Source organism: Nocardia aurea (assembly GCF_003123685.1).
Lineage (GTDB): Bacteria > Actinomycetota > Actinomycetes > Mycobacteriales > Mycobacteriaceae > Nocardia > Nocardia aurea.
This window is the reverse complement of record NZ_QCYJ01000160.1, coordinates 46039-72272: the sequence shown is the minus strand read 5'-3', so window position 1 is coordinate 72272 and position 26234 is coordinate 46039. Positions and strand designations below refer to the sequence as shown.

The 26234-nt window shown below is 68.1% G+C and carries 21 protein-coding genes; 8 read left to right on the top strand and 13 right to left on the bottom strand.

The features are described 5' to 3' along the window. Positions 1–440 precede the first annotated feature (440 nt). The 6 genes from tyrS to DAT37_RS39160 form a co-directional block, all read right to left on the bottom strand. On the bottom strand, positions 441–1730 hold the full coding sequence (gene tyrS, locus DAT37_RS39185; RefSeq protein ID WP_109530018.1) for a tyrosine--tRNA ligase: 1290 nt from the start codon (positions 1728–1730) through the stop codon (positions 441–443). Between the two features lie 171 nt (positions 1731–1901). Beyond that, on the bottom strand, positions 1902–2327 hold the full coding sequence (locus tag DAT37_RS39180; protein WP_109530010.1) for a DoxX family protein: 426 nt from the start codon (positions 2325–2327) through the stop codon (positions 1902–1904). A gap of 107 nt (positions 2328–2434) precedes the next feature. Next, complete coding sequence (locus tag DAT37_RS39175; RefSeq protein ID WP_109530009.1) at positions 2435–3049, bottom strand: DNA-3-methyladenine glycosylase; 615 nt, start codon at positions 3047–3049, stop codon at positions 2435–2437. A 298-nt stretch (positions 3050–3347) separates the two neighbouring features. Further along, positions 3348–4082, bottom strand: a complete 735-nt coding sequence (locus DAT37_RS39170) for a hypothetical protein (protein WP_109530008.1) — start codon at positions 4080–4082, stop codon at positions 3348–3350. Between the two features lie 137 nt (positions 4083–4219). After that, entirely contained in the window at positions 4220–5101 is an 882-nt protein-coding gene (locus tag DAT37_RS39165; protein WP_109530007.1) for an RNA polymerase sigma-70 factor, read from the bottom strand. A 30-nt stretch (positions 5102–5131) separates the two neighbouring features. Further along, positions 5132–6316: an NAD(P)/FAD-dependent oxidoreductase gene (locus DAT37_RS39160; RefSeq protein WP_109530006.1), complete on the bottom strand. Its 1185-nt coding sequence runs from the start codon at positions 6314–6316 to the stop codon at positions 5132–5134. A 190-nt stretch (positions 6317–6506) separates the two neighbouring features. Between DAT37_RS39160 and DAT37_RS39155 the strand changes: the two genes are divergently transcribed. The 4 genes from DAT37_RS39155 to DAT37_RS39140 all read left to right on the top strand — a co-directional run bounded on the left by DAT37_RS39155 (position 6507) and on the right by DAT37_RS39140 (position 10397). Beyond that, on the top strand, positions 6507–8030 hold the full coding sequence (locus DAT37_RS39155; protein ID WP_109530017.1) for a multicopper oxidase family protein: 1524 nt from the start codon (positions 6507–6509) through the stop codon (positions 8028–8030). 95 nt (positions 8031–8125) lie between these two features. Then, a complete protein-coding gene (locus tag DAT37_RS39150; protein WP_109530005.1) occupies positions 8126–8857 on the top strand; it encodes an ABC transporter ATP-binding protein in 732 nt (243 codons plus the stop codon). Further along, positions 8854–9636 (top strand): ABC transporter permease, encoded by a 783-nt coding sequence (locus DAT37_RS39145; RefSeq protein ID WP_109530004.1) that lies wholly within the window; start codon positions 8854–8856, stop codon positions 9634–9636. Before DAT37_RS39150 ends, DAT37_RS39145 begins: the two co-directional genes overlap by 4 nt. Beyond that, on the top strand, positions 9633–10397 hold the full coding sequence (locus tag DAT37_RS39140; RefSeq protein ID WP_109530003.1) for a TetR/AcrR family transcriptional regulator: 765 nt from the start codon (positions 9633–9635) through the stop codon (positions 10395–10397). Before DAT37_RS39145 ends, DAT37_RS39140 begins: the two co-directional genes overlap by 4 nt. Here DAT37_RS39140 and DAT37_RS39135 read toward each other — a convergent pair. The 4 genes from DAT37_RS39135 to DAT37_RS39120 form a co-directional block, all read right to left on the bottom strand. Further along, positions 10394–10627 carry a Trm112 family protein gene (locus DAT37_RS39135; protein ID WP_109530002.1) on the bottom strand — a complete coding sequence of 78 codons (234 nt, stop codon included), beginning with the start codon at positions 10625–10627 and terminating at the stop codon, positions 10394–10396. The two genes, DAT37_RS39140 and DAT37_RS39135, sit on opposite strands and share 4 nt — an antisense overlap. 10 nt (positions 10628–10637) lie before the next feature. Then, positions 10638–11138 carry a GtrA family protein gene (locus DAT37_RS39130; protein WP_109530001.1) on the bottom strand — a complete coding sequence of 167 codons (501 nt, stop codon included), beginning with the start codon at positions 11136–11138 and terminating at the stop codon, positions 10638–10640. After that, positions 11135–13369, bottom strand: coding sequence for a hypothetical protein (locus DAT37_RS39125; protein ID WP_198654667.1), 2235 nt, complete (start codon positions 13367–13369; stop codon positions 11135–11137). The genes DAT37_RS39130 and DAT37_RS39125 overlap by 4 nt, the downstream gene beginning before the upstream one ends. Positions 13370–13485: 116 nt before the next feature. Next, complete coding sequence (locus DAT37_RS39120; RefSeq protein ID WP_109530016.1) at positions 13486–15687, bottom strand: hypothetical protein; 2202 nt, start codon at positions 15685–15687, stop codon at positions 13486–13488. Positions 15688–15977: 290 nt separating this feature from the next. Between DAT37_RS39120 and DAT37_RS39115 the strand changes: the two genes are divergently transcribed. Both DAT37_RS39115 and rffA read left to right on the top strand, forming a co-directional pair. Further along, the gene (locus tag DAT37_RS39115) at positions 15978–17123 is read left to right on the top strand and encodes a glycosyltransferase family 2 protein (RefSeq protein ID WP_109529999.1); all 1146 of its coding nucleotides are present in this window, start codon (positions 15978–15980) and stop codon (positions 17121–17123) included. Continuing rightward, positions 17113–18252, top strand: a complete 1140-nt coding sequence (rffA, locus tag DAT37_RS39110; protein WP_109529998.1) for a dTDP-4-amino-4,6-dideoxygalactose transaminase — start codon at positions 17113–17115, stop codon at positions 18250–18252. The genes DAT37_RS39115 and rffA overlap by 11 nt, the downstream gene beginning before the upstream one ends. A 4-nt stretch (positions 18253–18256) precedes the next feature. Here rffA and DAT37_RS39105 read toward each other — a convergent pair whose 3' ends face one another. Then, on the bottom strand, positions 18257–18856 hold the full coding sequence (locus DAT37_RS39105; protein ID WP_109529997.1) for a class I SAM-dependent methyltransferase: 600 nt from the start codon (positions 18854–18856) through the stop codon (positions 18257–18259). 92 nt (positions 18857–18948) lie between these two features. Then, positions 18949–21918 (bottom strand): AMP-binding protein, encoded by a 2970-nt coding sequence (locus tag DAT37_RS39100; protein WP_109529996.1) that lies wholly within the window; start codon positions 21916–21918, stop codon positions 18949–18951. Positions 21919–21992: 74 nt separating this feature from the next. On the opposite strand from DAT37_RS39100, the gene DAT37_RS39095 reads away from it, so the two are divergent. Next, entirely contained in the window at positions 21993–22601 is a 609-nt protein-coding gene (locus tag DAT37_RS39095; RefSeq protein ID WP_232840277.1) for a TetR/AcrR family transcriptional regulator, read from the top strand. 1 nt (position 22602) lies between these two features. On the opposite strand, the gene DAT37_RS39090 is transcribed toward DAT37_RS39095, so the two are convergent. Continuing rightward, positions 22603–23493, bottom strand: coding sequence for an SGNH/GDSL hydrolase family protein (locus tag DAT37_RS39090; RefSeq protein WP_109529995.1), 891 nt, complete (start codon positions 23491–23493; stop codon positions 22603–22605). Positions 23494–23780: 287 nt separating this feature from the next. Between DAT37_RS39090 and DAT37_RS39085 the strand changes: the two genes are divergently transcribed. Continuing rightward, positions 23781–26231, top strand: a complete 2451-nt coding sequence (locus tag DAT37_RS39085; RefSeq protein ID WP_109529994.1) for a glycoside hydrolase family 3 protein — start codon at positions 23781–23783, stop codon at positions 26229–26231. Positions 26232–26234: the final 3 nt, after the last annotated feature.

Here is a 26234-nt window from a genome sequence, read left to right as displayed (position 1 = left end):
CACACGGGGGTATGAAAGCATCGGAACCAAATAAACATTTGGCACTGACATTCATCGACACACTATTGAGTTCTCAAAGAACACACGCACACACATCCGCGCCGGTTTATATCCGACTACTTCCGTGAGGCAACTTTTCCAGCCTAACCGACCTCCCTCGCGGAGTCAAGCCGCTCGGTCGTTCGTGTCCTTGCCGGTGTTCTATAGGTTGGCCAGGCGCTCATCGTCCTACCTCGTTTCCCGGTCCCTATTTCCAGCTTCTGAGCTGGGCGTTTGGGCTCCGGGTCGGTGTCCGTGTCGCTCTGACCTGGACTAAGTTACGCGGCGGAGAACGCGGCGTCAAATCCGCACTACACCGATGTGATTCCGCAGGTCAGAGGCTTGGACGAGAGCGATTTCGGCGCTCGGGCCACGAAACTGTGACCCAAGCCACGAAAACCTCAGCCGACGGCGCGTCGGACGCCCGCGATATTGCGTTTGCCCCGTCGCAGCGCCAACCAGCGTCCGTGCAGGTAGTCGCCCTCGGCGGGGGTCCATTCGAGGTCGGAGATCTTCTCGTTGTTCACGTACGCGCCGCCCTCGTTGACCGCGCGCCTGGCCGCGCCGCGGCTTTCGGACAGTCCGCTCGCCACGAGCAGATCCACGATGGTCGCCGGCTGGTCACCCGCGATCTCGGCGACGGCTCCGTCGACGGCGGCCTCGCTCAGCGCGGCGCCGAGCGTCTTCTCGTCGAGTTCGCGCAGTTCACCACGGCCGAACAGGGCCTGGCTCGCCAGCTGCACCGCGCGGGTGTTCTCCTCGCCATGCACCAGGGTGGTCATCTCGGCGGCGAGCGTGCGCTGCGCTTCCCTGGCGTGTGGACGTTCCAGCGTCGCCCGCTCGAGTTCGTCCAGTTCCTCGCGGGAGAGGAAGGTGAACCACCGCAGGTAGCGGACGACGTCGGCGTCGGCGGTGTTCACGAAGTACTGGTACCAGGCGTACGGACTGGTCATCTCCGGATCGAGCCACAGGCTGCCGCCACCGGTGGACTTGCCGAATTTCTTGCCGTCGGCCGAGGTCACCAACGGCACGGTGAGCGCGTGGACCGATTCGCCGTCGACACGACGGTTCAGTTCCACGCCGGCGATGATGTTGCCCCACTGGTCCGAGCCGCCGACCTGCAGGCGGCACCCGTGCGCGCGGCGCAACTGGAGGTAGTCGTTGGCCTGCAAGAGCATGTAGCTGAACTCGGTGTAGGACATGCCGTCGCCGTCGAGACGACGTTTGACCGTGTCGCGCGCCAACATGACGTTCACCGAGAAGTGTTTGCCGATATCGCGCAGGAACTGGACGGTCGAGAGCGGACCGGTCCAGTCCATGTTGTCGGCGATGATCGCCCCCGTCGGCGAATCGTCGATATCGACGAAACGTTCGAGCTGGGAGCGGATGCGCTGCGCCCAGTCGGCCACGGTGTCGGTCGAGTTCATGGTCCGCTCGCCGACGTCGCGCGGGTCACCGATGAGCCCGGTGGCGCCGCCCGCCAGCACGATCGGTCGATTGCCCGCGCGCTGGAAACGTTTCAACGCCAGCAGCGGCACCAGGTGGCCCGCGTGCAGACTGGCGGCGGTCGGATCGAAGCCCGCGTAGAGCGTCAGCGGCCCGTCGGCCAGCGCCTTGCGCAGGGCGTCGAGGTCGGTGGACTGCGCGATCAGCCCGCGCCAGGTCAGTTCGTCGATGATGTCGCCGCTCACGCTGTCCCATCTTTCCGCACCGCTGTCCTGCGCCGATTCGCAGGTGGCGGCACCCGAACCGGGAGCGCGCTGCGCGACGACCGCCGCCGACCCGACAGGCGACCGTCGCACAACGCGCAATGCGGCAACCGGCGGGTCATCCCGCCGGTTGCCGGTCGATCGTGGGAACGATCAGCGCCGCGCTCGCGCCGACAGGGCCGCGATGGTGTCGCGACGCTGATAGGCGATCCAGCCGAAGAGCACGGCCAGCACCAGCGGGAAGATCGAGAGGCCGGGCGCGTCGAGCAGGAATGCCTGCGTGGCCGCGGCCAGGACCGTGGTGATCGACAGACCCGCCGCGGCGAGGCCGCTCAGCCTGCGGACCATCAGGCCGACACCGCCCGCCACCTCGACCACGCCGGTGAAGTACATGAACCAGGTGCCGAAGCCGATCTCGGCGAAGCTCTGCACGGCGTCGGCCTGGCCGACGAGTTTCGGAGCGCCCGAGGCGAGGATGAAGAACAGTCCGAGCACGATCTGCAGGGTCCACAGGGTGCGGTCGAGCCCCTTTCCGGGACTGGTGGCGGAAGCGATCGGGGCGGCGGTGATGGCGGTCATGATGTCGTCCTTCGGGTCGGTCGCGCCGAGTCGGTAGCGCGTTCAACAGGTAGGACGGGAGACTCCGCGAGAACTCATCGCATGGCGCGCATTTCTTTTTCCAGGGATCAGGTGGTCGGTCGCGGCGCGCGCGGACTGCGCCGGTAGACCGAGACGGCGGGCGATTCCGGCAGCCAGAATCGCCACGCCACGTCGGCCGCGAAGCTCACTCCGACTCTCGGGCCCGACGCGATCCGCTCCGGGGCGATCGGCTCGTGCAGCGCCAGGTGGACGTGGGCGGACCGATCGAAGAGCTCGGTTCCGTAGTCCGCCAGCGTGATACCCATGGTGCTTCCAAAATTGCCAGGGCCCCTTGCCAAATCGTGATCGCGACGAGCGGTCGGGCGGCGCGCGCGTGCGGTGTCGAGGCCTGCCACGACTTCGCCGGAACGCAGCAGGACCGCGCTCGCCACACCGTCCGGGCCGCTGGTCACGTTCACACAGAAATGGGTGCCGTAGCTGAGGTACACGTACAGCACACCCGCCGGGCCGAACATGACCGCATTGCGCCTGGTCGGGCCGCGACCGGAATGCGAGGCGGGATCCGGCCACGGTCCGGCAGGATCGCCGCCGTAGGCCTCCACCTCGACGATCCGTACCCCCACCGGCCCCGACCACACCACCGAGCCGAGCAGGCGACGGGCGGCGTCGGCGGGTGGCACGGCGAGTTGATCAGCGGACACAGCGGGTCATTCTGCTGGATGGCTTCCCGCGGTCGTCGAACAGCGGTCATCGACGCCGCGAGCAGTCCGGAGAGATGCCCGTTCTGGAAGACGACAACGATCGGCCCCAGCGGTGGCGGCCAGGCTCAGCGCGTTCGACAGCAGCGCGCGCACCGGCGACACGATGCTGCCGGTGCACTGCGGCGCACCGACGACGAGCAACCGACTTGCCCGGCGGATCGAGAATGCGTGCGACGACGATCGTGCGGCGGTGACGGTCGACCGCTCGAAGCACGGAACCACGCGCCTACCGGTCGATTCAGGAGGCGATCGTGACAGCGGACCATGCCTGCGCCTCGCCGAAGCGCCACGCGGTGGTGACCGGGTGCGGGAGGTAGCCATGGGACGGGTCGTCGGTACCGAGGTGGTAAGCGCCGTAGGCGCGGGCGGAGTCCTCGGTGCGGAACAGGTTGCGGAGGTGGTCGGCCAACGCGGAGTCGTCGAGTTGGGCGAATCGCTTGTTCCAGCGTTTCCTGACGCCTGATTCCGGGTCGAGCGGCAGGAGATGATCGCGCCCGCGATGCGCGCCGGTCACGGCTTGCAGCGCGCCGAAGAGCGACCCGTCGGTGTGGACCCGGAACAGCACCGTCGGGTACGCCCGTGCGAGTTTTTTCGTTTTCACCTTGCGGGCTATGAGTTCACTTCCCAGTTCACGGCCCGAGATCGGGGTTTCCACCGCGCGGCCGGGCAGGAGTTCGTCGTCCTCGCCGAAGAACAGCGACGTGCCGAGGTCGATCGACCAGTGCGGAGCGAACAGATCCCACCCGTCGAAGAGTTCCCCCAAGACTGGGATCGAGGCGAAGGGAGCGGCGACGATCTCCCCCGCAGCGAGCGGTTCGCGAGGGAACCCGGATTCGAAGAGTTCGTAGGACAGATCCGGGCAGCAGTACCACGCGGCGTAGTCACCGGTGTCCTCGAGAACCGGGCGTCCCAGGACGAGCGAGAAAGCGGCGGCGAGGGATTCCTCCCACGGCGAGCGGACAGGTTCGGGCATACAGGCACTCCGGGTTCGGGCGGTCGATACGCCCACAGTGTGCACGGTGGGTCCGACGAACCGAGCGCGGTGTGCCTCGATAACGCTGCGGCACAGCGCATATCGGCGACACCGGATCGGGAGCAGATCTCCGGTACTCAGCCGAGCGTGTCGGTCCCCCGGTACAGTCCGGCCAGTTTGTACGGGTTGACCTGCAAACGCAGGTTGCGGATCTGTCCTTCGACGAGATCGTAGGTGAAGGCCGCGACCGGGTTGTCGCCAACGACGGCCAGCGCGCCGAGTTCACCGTTGATGGTGGCGGAGCGGAAGGTGATGCCCGCCGAGCTCGGTTTGGCGAGAACGCCGAGGGTCCAGCGAGCGATGTGGTCCCTGCCGTACAGCGGGCGGCGAGCGGCGGTGACGACGCCACCGCCGTCGGACCACAGGGTCGCGTCGGGGGCGAGCAGATCCATCAGGGCGTTCAGGTCGCCGCCCCCGCACGCCGCCATGAATCGCGCGGTGACCTGTTCCCTTTCGACCCGGTCGGTGTCGTATCGGGGGCGGCGCGCCCGCACGTGCGCGCGGGCCCGGTGCGCGATCTGCCGGACGTTGACCTCCGATTTGTCCAGGGTTTCGGCGATTTCGGCATGGCTGTAGCCGAAGACCTCGTGCAGCAGGAATACCGCGCGCTCCAGCGGGGCGAGGGTTTCCAGCACCACGAGCATCGCGGTGGAGACGGTATCGGCCAATTCGGTCTCCTCGGCGATATTCGGTGTGGTGAGCAGGGGTTCGGGCAACCAGGGACCGACGTAGGTCTCGCGGGTCGCGCGAGCCGAGGTGAGACGGGTGAGGGCGAGATTGGTCACCGTGCGCACCAGGTAGGACTTGGGATATTCGACCCGGGTGTGATCGACGTCGTGCCATTTGAGCCAGGCGTCCTGCAGGACGTCCTCGGTATCGGTGACGGTGCCGAGCATCCGGTAGGCGGTGGCGAAGAGCAGCCGCCGGTATTCGAGGAAGAGATCGCGCTCGTCGTCCATCGGCTGCTGCTCCTCGCTGTGTTCCCGGCTCTAGGCGCGCCGCGCGGTGGCCGCGCCGCCCTTGCTCAGTTGGACCGGGACGGCGAATCTGCGGCTCAGCCCGAAGATCGGGATCGGGCTCCGGCTGACGGTTTCCTTGTACAGCACGGCGGCCTTGCCGGTCAGGTGGAAACGGCCCGGGGTGTCGTCGGCCTTCGTGAACTGGACGACCGCGTCCGCGCGGCCCAGGCTGATCGGCTGGTGGAAGTAGCCGAATCGGAACGGTGCGATCTTCTTGCCCCGGAGCCTGCGCGTGATCTCGTCGGCGACGTAGGCGGCGGTCGGCATCCCGGACTGACAGGTTCCGTGGATCTCGCCCCAGGCCTGGCGGACCGCCGCGGCGTCACCGATGGCGTGGATGTTCGGATGCGCGACCGAGCGCAGTGTGGCGTCGACGATTATCCGGCCGCGCGGGTCGGTGTCGATCCCGGATTCGGCGGCCAGCGGCGGCACCCGCATCCCGGTGGTGATCAGGGTCAGGTCGGCCGGAATCAGGGTCGAGTCGGCGAGTTCCACGGCGTCCGGCAGCACTTTGGTGATGTGGTGCCCGACGACCCGGGTGATACCGAGGCGGTCGAGCGCGCGGCCGAGGTACGCGCGGGCCTTCTCGCCCATCATCGACCCCGGTTCGTCGGTGCCGACGAGGGTGACTCGCAGTGCGGGAAAGCGTTCGGCGATCTCGGTCGCCGCCTCGATACCGGTCAGGCCCGCGCCGCCGACCACGACGGCGCCGTGACGGGATTCGACCAGTGCGAGTCGGTCGGCGAAGCGGTGCGCGGTGCGCGGGTCGTTCAGGGTCCAGCCGTGATCGGCCGCGCCGGGGATCACCGAGGTATCCGTGCCGCTGCCGAGGGCGTAGATCAGTTCGTCGTAGCCGATGGTGACGGTGTCGTCGACGGTGACCTGCGCCGCGACGGTATCGATGGCGGTGGCCCGGCCCCGGACGACTTCGATGCCGGTGCCGGCGACGATGTCGGCGATCCGATGTTCGGGGAGCCGCTGACCGGTGGCGATCTGATGCATGCGCAGCCGCTCGGTGAAGCGGGCCGACGGATCGACCAGGGTGATCCGCACATTCCCGCCGCGGGTCCGCCCGGCCAGCCGGACCGCGGCCAGCATGCCGGTGTAACCCGCGCCGAGGACGACGAGGCGATACGGGGTGTTCGTGGTGTTCATGGCGTTCGCTCCCGGTGGTCGCGATTCGGAATGTTGACGACCAGGTGACTGTCGGCCCCCTCCCACCGTGACACTTCTTCGCGGTGATGTGGGTCACATATGATGCCGAGCCGAGAATCAGGGTGGACCGGGGGCGAAATGGGGACGCTCACGGATGTGCGGCGGTGGCGCCGATTCCTATCGTGAGTCCATGCCTTCACCCGATCGTCGTCCGCATACGTTGCGGCGCTTGTTGTTCGGCGTCCTCGCACTGGTGACCGCCGTGGCGGCGACGGTGGGCGGGTGCGTCGCCGTGACGTACACCCGCGCGGACGTATCCACCGTCGGGAAGGTGGATTTCACCCGTGAGCTCGCGATCCCGCCGCTGGCCACCGGTGTGACCGAACCCGACGGCACCCGGGTGTTCACACTCGATATGCGCCGGGGGCGCACCGAGTTCCGACCGGGAAAGCCGACCGATACCTGGGGGTTCAACGGCGACCATCTCGGACCGACGCTGCGCGCCCGGCGCGGGGATCGGGTCCGTGTCGACATCACCAATTCGCTGCCGGAGGCGTCGACGGTGCACTGGCACGGCATGCGTCTGCCCGCCGCCATGGACGGCGGACCGCACCAGCCGATCCCGGCGGGCGGCAGGTGGTCACCGGAGTGGACGGTGGCCCAGCCCGCGGCGTCGCTCTGGTACCACCCGCATCCGCACGGCACCACCGAATCCCATGTCCGGCGCGGGCTCGCGGGGATGTTCATCCTCGACGACGCGGCGGCGGAATCCTTGCCGCTGCCGAGTGCCTACGGTGTCGACGATCTGCCGGTCATCGTCCAGGACGTGCGCTTCGCCGGTGACGAACTGGACGGCTCCCATCGCATGTTCCGCAACGCGGGTTTCCTCGGCGATCAGATCCTGGTCAACGGAACCCTCGGCCCGTATCGGGAGGTCGGCGACGAACTCGTCCGGTTGCGACTGCTCAACGCCTCCACCGCGCGCGTCTACGATTTCGGCTTCGCCGATGACCGGACCTTCGCGCAGATCGGCACCGACGGCGGGCTGCTGGAGGCTCCGATCACCGTCGACCGGGTGCGGTTGTCGCCGGGCGAGCGCGCGGAGATCGTCGTGCGCATGCGATCGGGTGAGCGAACGGTACTGCGCGCGGGCACACTCGACGCCGGTCTCGATTTCTGGAATCAGCGGTTCTCCGGCGGCGACGACAGTTTCGACATCCTCGAATTGCGCGCGGCCGCCACCCTGCGCCCCTCCCCCGGTCTCCCGGCGGCCCTGGTCGCCTCGTCCACTCCCGACGGGACCGACTCCGTCCACGAGCGGACGTTCGACCTCGAATTCGCGGGTATCAACGGGCAACCGATGGATATGAACCGCATCGATTTCGCCGTCACCCGCGGCACCGCGGAGACGTGGACCGTGCGCAACAGCGACGGCATGCCGCACAACTTCCATGTCCACGACGTGCGGTTCCGAGTGCTGACGGTCGACGGCGCGCCACCGCCGCCGGAACTCACCGGCCCGAAGGACACCGTTTTCGTGCCGCCGAGAAGCACCCTGCGACTGGCCCTGCGTTTCGACGGACCGGCCGACCCGAACACGCCGTACATGTATCACTGCCACCTGTTGTGGCACGAGGACCAGGCGATGATGGGTCAATTCGTGGTGGTCGAGCCCGGCGGAAGCGCGGGTGTCGTGCCGCGCCACGGTCACTGAATTCCTCGGATCTCCCGCCAGTCTCTTGCCCACCTCGATGTCTCGCGCTAAATTCATCACACAGTGAATTCAACACTCGATGAATTGAGGCGACCATGTCGCAGCCCTCGTCGTCCGCGGCCGTCGAAGTTCGGAATCTGACCGTCCGACGCGGTAAACGCCAAGTCCTGCACGATATTTCGCTGACGATTCCGAAGGGTTCGATCACCGGACTGCTCGGACCGTCCGGATGCGGCAAGACCACGCTGATGCGCAGTATCGTCGGCACCCAGATCGTGGCATCCGGCGAGATCACCGCGCTCGGCCTGCCCGCGGGCTCCCCCGAATTGCGCAGGCACATCGGCTACGTCACGCAGGCGCCGAGTATCTACAGCGATATCAGCGTGCGCGACAACGTCGGGTACTACGCGGCGCTCTACGGACGCGATCGCGACGATATCGACGACGCCCTCACGGCCGTCGGTCTGCGCGAGCACGCGCAGCAACGCGGCGACGAATTGTCCGGCGGCCAGAAGACGCGTGTGTCGCTGGCCTGCGCCCTGGTCGCCCGGCCGGACATGCTGGTACTCGACGAACCGACGGTCGGACTCGATCCGGTTCTGCGGGTGGAGTTGTGGAAGCAGTTCCACGACCTCGCCGCCAACGGGACGACACTGCTCGTGTCCAGCCACGTCATGGACGAGGCCGAGCATTGCGATCGGCTGCTGCTCATGCGCGACGGTGCGCTGCTCGCCGAATCCAGTCCCGACGAACTGCGTGAGCGCACCGGCGAACAGAACCTCGAACAGGCCTTCCTCACCCTCATCACGACGGGAACGACAGCATGACCGCCACCGTGGTGCCCGCCCGCTCGCCGCTGCGGCCCTACCTCTCGACCACCGGCCGCATCCTGCGCCAACTGCGCAACGACCACCGCACGGTCGGCATGATCCTCGTAGTGCCAGCGCTGCTGATGACACTGCTGTTCTTCATCTACCAGGACGCACCGCATCCGCCGCACGGTCCGACGCTGTTCGACCGGGTCGGCATCAGCATGCTCGGCATCCTTCCGTTCATCGTCATGTTCCTGATCACCGCGATCGCCATGCAACGCGAACACACGTCGGGCACCTTGGAACGGTTGCTGACGACACCGCTGTCGAAAGTCGACCTGCTCGGCGGATACGGCACCGCCTTCTCCCTCGCCGCCGCCGCCCAGGCCGTGGTGGCCTGCCTGGTGTCGTTCGGACTGCTGGATCTGGACGCGGCGGGCAATCCGGCCTGGGTGGTGCTGATCGCGGTGGTCGACGCGATCTGCGGTGTCGCGCTCGGCCTGCTGGCCAGCGCTTTCGCCCGCACCGAATTCCAAGCCGTACAGTTCATGCCGGTGGTCGTCGCGCCGCAGATCTTCCTGTGCGGCCTACTCGTTCCGCGCGATCAGCTCCCCGGCTGGCTGCAACCGATCAGCGATCTGATGCCACTGAGTTACGCGGTCGACGCGCTGCAACAGGTTTCACAGAATCCGGAGGTGACCGGCGAGATGTTGGGTGACCTCGGGGTGGTCGCGGCATTCGCGATCGTGGCACTCGCGCTCGGCGCGGCGACACTACGGCGACGCACCGCATGACGACCGGATCCGGGGACGGCGCGCGCCGAAGTCCGAGGGCGAACGCGGCCCACTCGGGGCGGGTAACGCGGACAGGCCGACCGGATCCGGCAGACAGTGGAGTCGCCGACCCCGCCGAGGACGAACGGCCCGGACGTTCCGGACGCAGACCGGGACGCTCGGGCGCGAAGCAGACGATTCTCGCCGCCGCCCGCGCCCGGTTCGCCGAAAACGGTTTCGACAAGACCTCGATCCGTGCCGTCGCCACCGACGCGGGCGTGGATCCCGCGCTCGTCCATCACTACTTCGGCACCAAACAGCAGCTGTTCACCGCGGCGATCCAATTGCCGTTCGACCCGGAGGCCACACTGCGGACGATCCTGGGCGTCCCGAAGGACGAACTCGGGACAACGATTCTGCGCGAGGTCGTCGGCATCTGGGATTCACCGGCGGGACCGGGTGTCATCGCGTCGTTCCGCAGCATGCTCGCCAGCGGTGATCTGTCGCTGGCGCGCACCTTCGTGTTGGAAGTGGTGCTCGAACGCGTGCGTCTGCGGATCGCCACCCCCGAGGACAACGGTCGCGCCAGGGTCGCGCTCGTCGCCTCGCAGATGATGGGTGTGCTGGTGGCGCGCAAACTCGTCGGGGTCGAACCGCTCGCCTCCATGCCGCTGCCCGCGCTGGTCGCCGCGGTCGGGCCGACCTTGCAGCGCTACCTCACCGGTCCGCTGGAGCAGGTCGGCGAAGACGTGGAGAGCGAACGGACCGCGCCCGATCGCTAAGCGTCGGCGTGCTGGGCGGTGAAGGCCTCGTGTTCGGCCTCGGTCGCGTCGCGAGCGTCATCGATGAGCAACACCGGGATGCCGTTGTCGATGTGGTAGACGCGGCGCAGACGCGGGTTGTAGAGCAGGCTGCCGCCGTTGTCACCGCGCACCAGCAGTAGCGGGCCCTTGTCCTGAGGACAGGCGAGCAGGCTCAACAGTGTGGCGTCCAAGGCGGTGTCTTCCGGCATGACCGATAACCTACCCGGCCGCCGGATCCGGTCCGCCACCGTCCGCCGGACGGTGGAACGAGATGTAGCGGTGGCCGAAGAAGCTGGCGACCGCGACCAGACCCATGACGATCACCGCCGACGGCGTTTCGGGGAAGTGCATGACCGTGACCGCGAGTTGGATCAGCGCCGCGTTCAACACCAGACCGCCGGAGTTCACCGCGCAGAATCGCAGGAAGTCGCCGATCACGTGTCCGTGCACCCGGAAGACCAGCGTGCGGTGCAGCCCGAAGGCCACCACCATGCCCACGGCGTAGGCGAGCGCGACCGCGACGAAGGGCTGGACGTGATCTCCGAGCACATGCAGCCACAGGACCGTCAGCCCGATGCCGAGCGCGGTGTTGAATCCGCCGACCGCCGCGAATGCCAGTTCCTGCCTGCGGAACAGACGCAGCAGCGGCCCCGGTTCCTCGGTTCCGGTGACTCCCGCCGCATGGGCCGCCGTCTCGCTGCCGATCGGATCCGCGCTCATCGCGGCGCGCCCGCGAGATCGATGGATTCGGCGGCTGGCGCGTCGGCGGGGACGCCCTCGGACCGACGACGGCGTTCTCGCAGCGAGAGCCATTGCAGCGCACCGATACCGAGCACTCCGAGCAGTGCGGCGACCGCACCGAGTTTCCAGCCGGGCGGCTGCCAGGACAGTTCGAGTTCGCCGTCGCGGGTGCCCGCGGGGATGTCCACGGCGGCGAAGGTCTTCCCGACCAATCGCACCGGGATCTCGTTCCCGTCGAGGGTCGCCCGGTAACCGGGCCAGCCCAGTCTGGCGAAGACCACCCGACCGCCGAGATCGGAGTTCACCCGCACGCGGCTGGTCCGGTCGGATTCGGACTCCGACACCGCGGTCACGCCGTCGGCGGCGGCGATACGTCCGTCGCGGGTCGAGAGCGGACCGTCCTGTCGTTCGAGGACCGCGACGTATCCGTCGTGACCGGGGTGGTCGACCCACCTCCAGCCGGTCGGCGCGGGTTGGTTGCGTGCCTCGGGGAAGAGCGCTTTCTGCAGTACCACGCGATCCACCTTCATCAGGTCGACGATGCTCCTACCGGTGGTCGGCTCGATCGCGAACGCCCTGCGATACGCGTCCGGACAGACGCTGGTGTCCCAGCGCATGCACAGTGTCTCGCCGAACCAGTAGTGCCCATTGGGGGTATAGCCGCTCACATAGGTCAACTCCAGGTCCTTGGCGTAATTGCCGAAGACCAGCGATCCGTACGCACCGCCCAGTGTCCGTTCCGCGGGCGGAATCAGGGCACGGTCGGCCAATTGCAGCGTAGTGCCGGGGAAGTCGGGGAAGGCCGCTTTCATCTCCGAACGCTTCTCGGGCAGATTCCACCCCATCGGCGTCGGCTGCGCGGCGCGGACCTGGAGATAGGCGACGGGGAAGATCGAGACGATGATCAGCGCACAGGCCGTGGCGATGCCCCTGGTCCGGCCGAGCCATACCACCACCGCGCCGAGCGCGGCGATGCCGAGCACCGACAGCACATGCCATACGACCTCGTCCGGGGCGGCCGAGAACGTCCGCACCCAGAGCACTCCGATCAGGACCGCTGCCGCGATCACCCGCTGACGCGGATCGCGGACCGTCGCGTAGCGCCCGAGCAGGACGCAGACCAGCAGCAGCAGTCCGAGCGCCACCATCGGCAGCACCCGCGCGGGCCAGCGCAGCGGACCGATCGCGCCCGGCCCCGCGGTCCACATCAACGCCATCAGCGCGAAGAGTCCGATCGCGCCGAACTCGCGCCAGTTCTCCCGCGCCTTTCGCCAGTCGACGAAGGCCAGAGCGGGGATCAGGAACCACGCGATATAGGTGACCGGCATCGGCTGCACATAGCCCCACCAGGAGTTGTAGGCGGGCAGGGTGCTCGGCAGGCTCGCGTTGAGCGATTCCGACCAGGGCACGGTGAGGAACTGGTCGTTGTTGATCTGGGCGGTGCCGCGCCAGGTCACCTTCGCCGAGAGCATGCTCGGCAGGTAGGTCGCGAGTCCGGCCATGGCCGCGCACGCCGAGACCGCGAGCACCCGCAGCGACGGCCGCCACGCGCGTTGGTAGACGAACTCCCCGACGACGACGGCGAGAATCATCAGGCCCGCTTCGACCGCGGGGAAGATGTATTGCACCGAGATGGCGAGGTACAGGAACACGAAAACCGGTATCGGACCGGTGCGGCCGCGCGCGTAGCGCACCGCCGACGCCCACGCCTGCACGAGCCACGCGGTGCCGGTGAGCGCGGTGTACCAACTGGCTTCGTCGAAGAACAACAGCCAGCCGGTGAACGGCATCGCCACACCGGCGACCGCGGCCCACGGCAGCGCCGCCCCGTATTCCTTGCACACCCGGTAGACGCCGAGTCCGAGGATGATCGCGAAGACCAATTTGACGACCGTGGCGTAGAGCGCGACGTTGTCCACCGACGGCGCGATCAGGTCGATCAGCAGCTGCGGTGGATTCAGCAGTCCCGCTTCCTCGATGGTGTAGTTGCCCGCCATCCAGTGCTCGGGAACCATCGTGGGGAAATGCCCGTCGCGCAGACTCCGGCCGAGCATCACCCACAGTGGCGCGTACTGCGATTCGGTGTCATCGGTATAGAAATGCCGGGAGTTGGCGAAAAGGACGGCAACGTATCCCGCGATCACACCGAGCGCGGTCACCAGACCCCACGTGTATGCGTCCCGCCGTGCGGGGGCGTTGCTTTCCACCACGAGTCCCAGACCATACAGTGCCGGGTCCGGTCCTCATTCCGGACTCGGTGAACGAGTCCGGCGGTACCGGGCGGGTCCACCGAGTCCGCCCGGTTTCTCGATCCGGGACGCCCGGATCAGGAGACCGCGTCGGCCAGTTCGCGTTCCGGCTCGCGCGGTGACGGATCCGAGGCGGCGGGCGTGTCACGACGACGCGAACGTACGTACAGCCACTGGAGCAGACCGATACCGGCCAGGCCAGCGACCATCGTCGCGATGCCGATCTTCCAGCCGGGCGGACGCCAGGTGAGTTCCAGTTCGGCGTTCTGGGTTCCGGCGGGAATGTTCACGGCGACGAACGACTTGGCGACCGTGGTGAATCCGATCGGGGAACCGTTGAGGGTCGCCCGGTAACCCGGCCAGCCCAGGCGCGCGAAGACCACCCTGCCGCCCTCGGGGGAGGACACCCGCACCCGGCTGGTGGCGTCGGTTTCCGAGAGGGAAGTCGCGGTGACCTTGTCGGCATCCGATACGCGACCGTTCACCGTCGAGATCGGGCCGTCCTGACGTTCGAGGACCGCGATGTACTTCTCGTGGCCGGGATAGTCCACCCACTTCCAGCCCTCCGGCGCCGGCTGGGCCGCGGCGTCGGGGAACAGCGCGCGCTGCACCACGACCCGATCCAGTTTCATCAGGTCGACCAGCGGTTTCCCGGTGCTCGCCTCGGGGGCGAACATCCGGCGGTAGGCGTCGGGGCAGACGCTGCCGTCCCAGCGCATGCACAGCAGTTCACCGAAATAGAAATGTCCGGTCGGGGTGTAGCCGTTGACATAACTCAACTCCAGACCCTTGGCGTAATTGCCGAAGACCAGGGAGCCGTAGGCGCCCTCCACACTCTTGTCGGCCGGTCCGATCAGACCGCGATCGGCCAACTGGATGGTGTTGCCCGTGAAATCCGGGAACGCCGCCTTCGCGTCGGAGCGTTTCACCGGCAGGTTCCACGCCATCGGCGTCGGCTGGGCGGCGTGCACCTGGACGTAGGCGATCGGGAACATCGCGACGATGGTCAGCGCGCAGGCCGCGGCGACACCTCTGGTCCTGCCGAGCAGGACGACCCCTACGCCGAGGGCGGCGACCACCGCGGCGGCGAGCAGATGCCACAGCCAATCGTGCGGATCCGCCGAGAACGTCCGCACCCACAGCAGACCGATGAGCACCGCGGCGGCGACCGCCCGGTTCTTCGACCGACCGAAGGTCCCGAAACGTCCGAGCAGCACGCAGACCAGTACCAGCAGACCGATGGCGAGCATCGGCAGCACGCGAACCGGCCAGCGCAGCGGACCCACCGATCCCGGGCCCGCGGTCCACATCAGCATCATGATGGCGAACAGCCCGACCGCGCTCAGCTCGCGCCACGCCCCGCGCGCCCGTTCCCAGTCGACGAAGGCGAGGGCCGGGATCAGGAACCACGCGATATAGGTGACCGGCATCGGCTGCACGTAGCCCCACCACGAGGTGAAGGCGGGCAGTGAACTGGGCAGGCTCGCGTTGAGCGATTCCGACCACGGCACGGTCAGGAACTGGTCGTTGATGATCTGCGCGGTGCCGCGCCAGGTCACCTTCGCCGAGAGCATGCTGGGCAGGAAGGTGAGCAGGCCCGCGAGTCCGGCACAGCCCGAGGCGAGTGTCAGGCGCAGCACCGGCTGCCATCTGCGCTGGTAGATCAGTTCGCCGACGGCGACGGCGAGCAGCATCAGCGCGGCCTCGACGGCGGGGAAGATGTACTGCGTCGAAATCGTCAGGTAGAGGAAGACGAAGACCGGGATCGGGCCGGAGGTGCCGCGGGTGTAGCGCACCGCCGAGGCCCACGCGTGGACGAGCCACGCGGTGCCGGTCAGCGCGGTCATCCAGCTGGCCTGGTCGAAGAACAGGAAGAAACCCGACAGCGGAAACGCGATACCCGCGACCGCGGACCAGGCCGGTCTGCCGCCGTAGGCGAGTCCGATCCGGTAGACGCCGAGCGCGGCGATGATCGCGAAGATCAGTTTGACCACGGTCGCGTACAGCGCCACGTTGTCCACCGACGGCGCGATCAGATCGATCAGCAGCTGCGGCGGGTTGAACAACCCGGCGTCGTCCATGGTGTTGTTACCGGCCATCCACTGCTCGGGCACCATGAGTGGGAAGTTCCCGTCGCGCAGCGAACGGCCGAGCCCGACCCACAGCGACGTGTACTGGGATTCGGTGTCGTCGGTGAAGTAATGCCTGGCGTTGGCCAGGAGCACCGCGAGATATCCCGCGATCACGCCGAAGGTGGTGACGAAGCCCCACCGCAGCACGTCGCGGCGCGAATCACGTTCCACGACAATCGGATCGGGGCCGGAGGCGGCATCCCCGTCGACCCGGTCGGGTCGTTCGTGCGCCGCCTTCGTTACTGCACTATCGGTCACGAGTTCCAAACCCTACAGGGGGCGGCACAGCTTGGCATCGCCCCTGGACGCCACCATGATGGTGTGATGATCAGGCCCGGATCACGCGGCAACGGCCGTGCTAGAGTTCACGGCGGCTCGGGCTCCGCTGTTGCGCGGAGAATTCCGGCACGCACCGTCATCGAAAGTCGATCCAGCTGATGCCGATTCCCCCCACACGCCCGCACCGCTCCGCCGAACCGGCGTCGAGCGGTCGTCCCGGCACCGACCGGCCGCATACGGTTTCGGTCGTCGTCCCGGTCTATCGCGGCGAGGACACGATCGGCCAACTGGTCGCCGAACTGCATCGGCTGACCGAACCCGGCCTGACACCGGCGGGCACGCCGTTCGTCGTCGACGAGATCATCCTGGTACACGACAACGGCCCCGACCGCTCCGACGTGGTGTTGCAGGAGCTGGAACAGAGCCACAAGTTCGTGCGCACGGTCTGGCTCAGTCGCAATTTCGGCCAGGACGCCGCCACCATCGCCGGGATGACGGTCGCCGCGGGCGACTGGATCGTCACCATGGACGAGGACGGCCAGCACGACCCGGCGTTCATCGGCACATTCCTGGACGCGGCGCTGTCCGAACGCGCCGATCTGGTGTACTCGAAGCCGAGCAATACCCGGCCGCACGGATTCCTGCGCAACCTCACCTCGCGCGGCGCCAAACTGGTGCTGGCCACGGTGTTCGCCTTCCCCGATTCCACCCGGTTCGAGAGTTACCGCCTGATCCGCGGCGATATCGGCCGTCAACTGGCCGAGGTCGCCTCCAACGGCGTCTACCTCGACGTCGCGCTGACCTGGGTGGTCGGCAGGGTCGCGCAGGTTCCGGTGGCACTGCGCGCCGAGGGCCGCGAGGAATCCGGCTACAACTACCGACGGCTGTTCTCCCTGTTCTGGAAGATGGTGCTGTGCAGCGGCACCCGCGGCCTGCGCCTGGTCAGCATGCTCGGGGTGACCCTGGCGCTCGGCGGTGTGGTCATGGCCGGGGTGGTGGTGTTCGAAGCGCTGACCGCCGACGACTGGGCTCCCGAAGGCTGGGCGTCGACCATCGTCGTGCTGCTGCTGTGTTCGGGCGCGGTGCTGTTCTCCCTCGGTCTGATCGCCGAGTATCTCGGGGTCGCACTGCATATCCTCGTCGGCAAACCGCTCTACCTGACCGTCGAGACGCCGACGCCGCGACCGGTGCGCGCGACCGAACCGGTAGCCTCCGTATCCATGCCGGAATCCACGGACACCGCGGGAGCGCGGGAACTGTCGAACACCGCCGCCAGCAGGGGGACCGACCGGGTTGAGCACTGATCGCGTCATCTTCAGCCGACCGTTCCGGGCCCGCCGGGAACTCGCGAATCTGGAGGCCGTACTCGCCTCCGACCACAGTCACGGTGACGGGCAGTTCACGGCCGCTGCCACGGCCAAGCTCAAGACCATCACCGGGGCGCCGCACGCGCTGCTGACCACCTCGTGCACGTCCGCGCTGGAAATGGCCGGACTGCTGCTCGAACTCGGGCCCGACGACGAAGTGATCGTGCCGAGTTTCGCGTTCACCTCCACCGCGACCTCCATGGCTCTGCGCGGGGCGACCTGCGTCTTCGCCGATATCGATCTCGCCACCGGCAACCTCTCCCCCGAAGCGGTCGCCGCGGTGATCACCGAGCGGACCAAGGCCGTCGTCGTCATCCACTACGGCGGTGTGGGCGCCGATATGGCCGGGCTGCTCGAACTGGCGAGCACACACGGTTTCGCGATCATCGAGGACAACGCGCACGGACTCGGCGGCGCGTGGCGCGGCAGGCGACTGGGCACCATCGGCACGATGGGCTCGCTGAGCTTCCACGACACCAAGAACGTGCACTGCGGTGAGGGCGGCGCGCTGCTGCTCACCGACGAGATCCTGATGGCACGCGCGGAGATCATCCGGGAGAAGGGCACCGACCGGGCCCGCTTCCTGCGCGGCGCGGTGGACAAGTACTCCTGGCAGGACATCGGCTCGAGCTATCTGCCGAGCGAACTGAACGCCGCCGTCCTGGACGCCCAGCTCGACGAATTCGACACCATCCAGGCCGGACGGCACCGGGTGTGGGACGCCTACGCGGCCGCGCTGCCGGAATGGGCCGCGCGCAACGACGTCAGGTTGATGTGGGTTCCGGCCGATCGCGAGCACACCGCGCACCTGTTCTACCTGCGCACACCCACCGAGCAGCGTCGTGACGACCTGATCGCGCATCTGGGCGCGCGCGGGATCTCGGCGCCGTTCCACTATGTGCCGCTCGATTCGAGTCCGGCGGGACTGAAACTCGGCCGTACACCCGTGCCCTGCGCGAACAGCGCGGAATTCTCGGGCACGGTCGTCCGGCTGCCGCTGTGGCCCGCGCTGAGCGACGAGCAGGTGGACCGCGTGGTCGACGCGGTCACCGCCTTCACGGTCTAAAGCGCTAGGCCGTCAGCACGTAGAGCTTCTCGCGACCGCCTGCGATCAGCGTCCGCTCCGCCACGCGCGACTCGTAGGCCAGGAAGAATCCGTCCAGGCTCGACTCGACGAACCGGTGTTCCTGCGCGCCGTCACCCGCGTCGGTGAAGCGGCGCGCGGCCGCGGCGAGGACCCGATTGTCACTGGTGGCCATATTGCGGACCGGCTCCGCGACGATCACCTGTTTGCGCGCCGCGCCGAGCATACGGTCGACGACGGGGGCCGGATCGGGCAGGAAGTGGTAGAGGCTCGCCTGCATGACCACGTAGTCGGCCGCGGGCAGTGCGTCGTCGGAATGCATATTCCACACCCGCCCGGTGCCGCCCGTCTCGTTGAGCCGGGCGATGAAACCCTCGTTCAGATCCAGGCCGGTGTAGTCGACACCCTTGTCACGCAGGTAGTGGCTGTACAGCGTCGCGGGCCCACAGCAGACGTCCACCACGGACGCTCCGTCCGGAACGAGTTCCGCGATGGCCCGGTACCGAGCTCCGTAATGGCGACCGTAGAGTCCCCGCATCAGTAGTTCGTAGGTTGTCCGATTACGGTAGATGACGCTCGAGCTCACACCCTCGGATGCTACGTGCTGAATCGGTTCGGCACACGGTGGAAAATTCACGCCCAGGTGAACCCCTTGTTCGACAACACGTTTCGATAACGTCAGTCGCCGAACAGTGTTCGTGCCGCGTCCTCGGTGAGGATTTCGTAGGTCTCGCTCGACCGGTCGTACCGCCAGGTGTCCTGTCCCGCTCGCGGGCGGCCCGCCGCCTGTACGGCACGGGTCGACGGACGGTAGGTGGAACTGCGCGGGATCTCCTCGACGACGTGGACCAGATCGGGACGCCGACCGGGTTCGAGCGCGCGAACCGCCTCGGTGACGTCGCCCGGCGACAGCCGATGGCCCGCGCGCACGCTCAGCGCCGCCACCGCGATCGTGCCCTCGCTGGACGCCAGCCCGTAGGCGACCTCCAGATCGACGGCGGTGACATCGTTGAGCGCGTCGACGATCGGCTGGGTGTAGACCGGACCGCGCGCGGTCTTGATCACGGTGTCGGTGCGGTCGATCAGCCAGTAGTCGCCGTCGCCGTCACGACGGAACAGGTTCTCGGTCGGCATCCAGGAATCACCCGCGACGAAAACCCCGCGCAGGCCGCCGTCGGAGATGTCCAACCCCTCCGAAGCCTTGCCGAGCAGCAGGCCCACCTCGTTGTCGGCGCAGCGGCGGGCGAATCCGGATTCGTCGGTGAGAATACGTTCGGCGATCGGGTCGTAGGCGACCAGTTCGACCCTGGCGGTACCCGGTACCGGCCTGCCCTTGCATCCGGCCTTGGCGCCGGTCACGTTGGCCAGCACCACATCTCCCTCGATGGAGGCGTAGAACTCCAGCACCCGCGCCGGGGCGAATTTCTCGGTCGTGCGCCGCCACAGTCCGGCGGGCATGCCAGAACCGATGAACAATCGGATCGGATGCGCGTGACCCGCGGGGAACACCTCGGCGTCGAGGATTTCCCGCAGCATCGTCCAGGTGTAGGTGACGACGGTGACGCCGTAGCGGTGCACCTCCTCGGCGAAACGCTCCGGAACCAGCGAGCGGGCCAGCGCGATCCGACTGCCGCCCGCGATGGCGCCGCCGAGGCTGACCAGCAGACCCGAGGAATGGTGCAACGGCGCGAGGCAGTAGACGGTATCGCTGCGATCCAGGTCGGCGGAGGTCGCGGTACCGAAGGCCGACAGCGCCCACCGGTGGTTGGTGATGTACTTCAGCTCCAGCCGGTCACCGGTTCCGGTGACGAGGACGAAAGCCAATTCGCGGGCCAGTCCGGGGTCCGGGCTGTACCAGGCCGGTAGCCGCACCTCACTCGGATCGATCTGTTCGAGATCGACGACATTCGCGCACGACGGGATATCGAGGGTGCGCGCGCTGCCGCCGCCGAGTACGAGCACCCGCCGCCCGGTCTCGACGGACTGGCACACGTTCTCGGGGTCGGTGACGACCGTCCTGACACCGGTGCGCTCCATCGCGCCGACCAGTTCGCTGCCCGGCGCGAGCAGGACGGCCACCGCGCCGAGGCGCGAGAGCGCCGCCACCGTGGCCAGCGCGCTCGGCCTGGTCTCCATCACCACGGCCACGCGTTCGGCGGGCCGGATGCCGACCGAGATCAGTCCGCGCACCACATTGTCGATGCGGGCGTCGACGGCGGCGTTGGTGTGCACCCGATCGTCGAAAAGGAAGCATTCGCGCAGCGGGGCACGGCGGGCCTGCTCGGCGATCAAGCGGCCCAACGAGATCCGGGTGTTCGGCTGGATCATGCCGAGTCGCGTCAGCCGGGGCAGCGCTCGCGCGGCCTCGCCCGCCAGTTCGACCGAACCGCGCACGGTACTGGCCGCGATATTCTCCAGCGCCTTGCCCATGCCCGCCCCGGCTTCGACCAGCGCCGCGGCGTTGTGCAGCACCCGCGTCGCCGCCGAACGCGGCGCGTTGGTCTCGACATGTTCGGTCATGCGCGAGATCTCGGGCGGCAGCGGCGTGTCGTTGTCCATCCAGTCGATCCACTGCCGCACCAGCGGCCAAGTGCGGTTGGTCGCCGTGCTACCCGCCACCAGACCGAAATGTCCTGCCACCAAACCGGCTTCGTACACTTCGGCGTTCGGCGCGGCGCGCAGGATGCCGCGCACCGCCGCGGGCTGACCGATATCGTCCACCTCGCCGAGGAAGGCCAGGATCGGGCATTTCAGCTCCGCCAGCGACACCGGGTGGTCACGGATCACGAAACCGCCCGACATCAGACGGTTGTGCACCACGAACTGCTTGAGCAGATCGGCGGCGGCGGGCCCCGCGTAGCCGACCCAGCCGTCGTTGTTGAGGAATCGACGCTGACGTTCCTTGGGCAGCAACGCTTCCCGGTCGTGCAGCTGGCGCAGGAAATCGATCCGGGATTTCGCGGTCTTGACCGGATCCAGCATCTGGAAGCCGAAACGGACCATCGAATCGGTGATGGGCAGTCTGGTCACGACGTGATCGGCGACGAAATCCGCGACATCGGAGACCAGCCCGTACGGCAGTCCGAACGGCATGCCCGCGACGATGTCGACGGGACTGCCGAAGGTCACGATGCTTGCCACGCTCTTGCCGTATCGGTACGCCGCGGTCTGATAGGCGAACATGCCGCCCTGGGAGTACCCCATCAGATGCACCGGCGCGCCGGTGGCCTCGCTGACGGTGTCGACGGCGCTGTTCACCGCGAGCACGTGATCGGCGAGATCGCGTTTCCAGCCGCCCTCCTCGGTCGCGGGCGAGCCGAAATCGACGACCCAGCAATCGATGCCGCCTCGATTCAGGATGCCGACCGCGCCGTCCTCGGCGTTCACATCCCAGATGTCGGCGTTGACCATGAGCGGGGGCACAAGCAGCGCGACCGGACGGCCTGGGGTGGCGTCGTCGGGGAAATAGTGGCGCAGCCGGTACATGCGTCTGCGCTCGACCACCTCGAAGGGGGACGACTCCACATCGGTGGTCAATCCGCCGAAGCGGATCACCTCCAGCCCGTTCTGCGCGGTCGACATCAGCCGCTGAACCGAGCTCACCAAATCCTTCGCACTCAACTTCACGATCGCTCCTGGCCTAGCCATTACACGAGCTTTCCACATCGTCTGTCCATTATGGGTCGGCTGTGACCGGATCCGTGCACCGATAGGCTCCAGCTGTGACTGCGCGACAGCGGGGCGGCCGGGCCGCTCAGGCCGAGGAACGTCGGGAAGCGATCCTGCGCGCGGCGATGGACGTGATCGCCGAGCGCGGGTATCGGGGCGCGTCGCTGGCCGCGGTCGCCGAGCGTGTCGGGCTGACCCAGCCCGGACTGCTGCACTACTTCCCCAGCAAGGAGTTACTGCTGGTCGCGGTATTGGAGGCGCGCGATCGTTGGGATACCGCCGCCGTTCCGACGCAGCGGCGCGGTGACTGGCGGCTGCGCCACCTCGAGCAACTGGTGGATTACAACGCGTCCAGGCGCGGTCTCGTGCAGACCTTCACCGCGCTGGTCGGGGAGAGCGTCACCGGGGCCGACCATCCGGCGCAGGAGTTCTTCCGGCAGCGCTACAGCAACGCGCGGGCGGTGTTCGCCGAGATTCTGGCCGCCGAATTCGGCGAGCGCCTGCCGGGCGGACTCACCCCGGACCAGGCGGCGCCACTGCTCATCGCCGTGCTCGACGGCTTGCAGATCCAGTGGTTGCTCGACCCGGAGGCGGTCGACATGACCGCCGCCTTCCGGGCGTTCCTCGACCTGCTCGGCACGACCGAGCAGGCGAGTCGCTAGCTCAGAGTCCGAGCGCGGCGAGTACGGCTCCCGCCATCGCCCGCTCGCCGTGCGCGTTCGGATGCACCGGCACGGCGGGCTGGAACGGGATGAGCCCCTCCACCCAGCGGTCGGCGGGCGGCTTGCACATGTCGTGGCCGATGGTGGTGGGATAGGTGTCGACGTAGGTCGCGCCGTTGGCCGCGGCCTGCGCGGCGAGCATGACGGCGAATTCGCGCATCGTCGAACGGACGAAGGCGATGTCACCGACGGCGATGAGCTGATCGGTGCCGCAGCCGGTGTCCTCCTCCGGCAGGGTCGCCGGGTAGCCGACGAGCAGGACCTTCGCCTTGGGTGACCGCTGTGCGACGGCACGCAGGGTTTCGCCGATGCGCGGGGCGATCCGCGCGGTGCGCTCGGTCAGTTCCGATCCGAAGGCGGCGGCGCAGGGCGCGCCCTTCGGATCATTGGCGAAGACGGCGGCGCAGCGGGTGACGATATCGACGAAGCCGAGATCGTTGCCGCCGATGGTGAGCGTGACCAGGGTGGTGTCCGCGCTGAGCGCGTCGAGTTGCGGTGCGTTGATCGCGCTGCCGGTGATCAGACTCTTCTGCGGCTCGGTCAGGTCCTTGATGACCGCCGCGCCACAGGTCACGTCGCGCACCGTCGTCGGCCGCAGGGTGGCCGCGACGACGCTCGGGTAGTTCTGATCCGAGCGGGTGCACAGACCCGCGGTCTGGTTGGGCACCCCCGAAGCCGCCGCGTACGAATCGCCGAGCGCCACGTAGACGTCGGTTCCGGGGCGGGCGGTCGCCGGGGTGAGCACCGCGCCGACGAAGGCGGTCGCGGCGATGCCGACGAGGGCGGCTCTCGCGGCTCGGCGCAGACGAGTACGGGCAGGGCTGAAGCGCATGAATGATCCTCTGCGGTGCGGTTTCGCCGACCTGGTGATAGGCAGACGCAACGAGAATCGCGGCTCGGGCCGATGGGCGTCAATGTACGCGGCGGACAAACACGCACCGTGCTTCCGCGAGCCGAACCGAACTCGAGATAACGAACTGATAACTTTACCTACCGATCACTAGGTACGCGTGGCAGGCTCCTCATGGCCACGCCGCGCCGCGATCGCACGTTCCGCGGTGGCCCGTGCCCCCGAGCCGTCCCCCTCGGCCGGACGAACGACGAAAGGCGACCGACAGCATGATCAGGTCGGATATCGATCACGACGCGGCCATCGATGCCGCCGTCGAACAGCTCGATCTCGACGCCAAGACCTCGCTCCTCGCGGGCCGCGACGTGTGGTCGCTGCCCGCGTTACCGCAGGTAGGTCTGCGATCGATCGTCATGTCGGACGGCCCGGTCGGCGTGCGCGGCGTGCGCTGGGCCGGTGACGACCCGTCGATCGCCCTGCCGTCGCCGACCGCGCTCGCCGCGACCTGGGACCCCGACCTGGCCGAGCGGGCCGGGCGGCTGCTCGCCCAGGAAGCCCGGCGCAAAGGCGTCGACGTACTGCTCGCCCCCACCGTCAACCTGCATCGCTCGCCGCTGGGCGGACGCCATTTCGAGTGCTACTCCGAGGACCCGTACCTGACCGGCGTCATCGGCACCGGCTTTGTGCGCGGCGTACAAGAAGGGGGCGTCGCGGCGACCGTCAAACATTTCGTCGCCAACGACGCCGAGACCGACCGGTTCACCGTGGACAACGCCGTCGCGGCGCGCCCGTTGCGCGAGCTCTACCTGGCCCCGTTCGAGGCCATCGTCCGCGACGCCCGGCCATGGGCGATCATGGCCGCCTACAACAGCGTCAACGGCACCACCATGACCGAACACCGCGAACTCGTCGGCGGGGTGCTGCGCGGTGAGTGGGGATTCGACGGCTGCGTCGTCTCCGACTGGCTCGCGGCGCGCAGCACCGAGGGCGCGCTGCGTGGCGGACTCGATATCGCGATGCCGGGGCCGGTCACCGTCTACGGCGCCCCACTGGCCGACGCGGTCCGGGCGGGCCGGGTCGACGAGGCCGACGTCGACGACGCGGTCCGGAGAGTCCTGCGACTGGCCGCCCGGGTCGGCGCGTTGGCGGCGGTGCCGCCCGCCGTCCCCGCCGACCGATTGCCCGCACCGATCGACGGACGCGCGCTGGCCCGCGAGATCGCCTGCCGCGGTGTCGTTCTGGTGCGCAATACCGAACTCGACGGCCGTCCCGCGCTGCCACTGGACGCGGCAGGCTTGCGGCATGTCGCGGTTCTCGGGAGGGCGGCGATCGACGCGCGCATCCTCGGCGGCGGTTCGGCGACCGTCTATCCCGAACAGGTCGTCTCACCGCTGGACGGCCTCACTGCGGCGCTGCCCGATACCACCGTCACCTTCGCCGTCGGCGCCGACCCGAGCGACGAGATGGGCGAGGCGGGGGCCGGATTCGCGCTGCGGGCGGTCGTCCGTGACGCGGCGGGCGAGACCATCGGCACCTATCCCCTGCCGAACGGCAGCATCACCTGGCTCGGCGAGGTGCCGGAGGGTGTCACCTACGACGCCCTGCACAGCGTCGAGATCGCGGGCACGTTCACACCGCGCGAGGGTGGCGAACACGCCTTCGGCACCAAAGGATTGGGCGAGCACGAACTGGTCGTCGACGGCACCGTCCTCTTCGCGGGACCCCAGGAGTTCAGCGGCGACCAACTCGAAGGGTTCTTCGCCCCGCCGGTCGAGCGCGGCCGGGTCGCCCTGTCCGCGGGCACACCCGTCGAGGTCTCGCTCACCTATACGCCGGTGAAATCCGCCGAGATCCCGCTGCCCGTCGTCGTGTTCGGCCTGGCGCACAGCGAACCGGAACGCGATCCGGGCGACATGATCGACGAGGCCGTCGCCGCGGCGGCCGAGGCGGAGGCGGCCATCGTCGTCGTCGCCACCACCGAGCGCGTCGAATCCGAGGGGTTCGACCGTACCGATCTCGAATTGCCCGGTCGCCAGAACGAACTCGTCGCCAGGGTGGCCGCCGTAAATCCGCGCACGATCGTCGTGGTCAACGCCGGTTCACCGGTCGCGATGCCGTGGCGCGACGATGTCGCCGCCGTCCTGCTCGGCTGGTTTCCCGGGCAGGAGGCCGGAGCGGCGCTGGCCGATGTGCTGCTCGGCCGCCAGGAGCCCGGCGGACGCCTCCCGACCACCTGGCCGGCGACCCTGGCCGACGCGCCGGTCACCGAGGTGACGCCGGTCGAGGGCGTGTTGCCCTACAGCGAGGGGGTTTTCATCGGATACCGGGCCTGGGATCGCGGCGATAACGCCCCCGCGTACCCGTTCGGCCACGGAACGGGTTACACGACATGGGAATACGACTCGATCTCCGGTGACGCGAACACCGTCACCGTCCGCCTGCGCAACACCGGGGACCGCCACGGGCGCGAGATCGTGCAGATCTATCTGACCCCCGGCGACGATTCGGTGCCGCGCCCCCGGCGTTGGCTGGCGGGTTTCGCACCCGTCGAGGCCGCGGCCGGTACCTCGGTCGACATCTCGATACCGCTGCCCCCCAGGGCTTTCGAGATCTGGGACGAGACGTCGAACGCCTGGACCGCGATACCGGGCGAGTACCGGATCGACGCCGCCCGGTCGTTCACCGACAGCAGGGTCGCCATGCACGTCACGATGGGATGATCG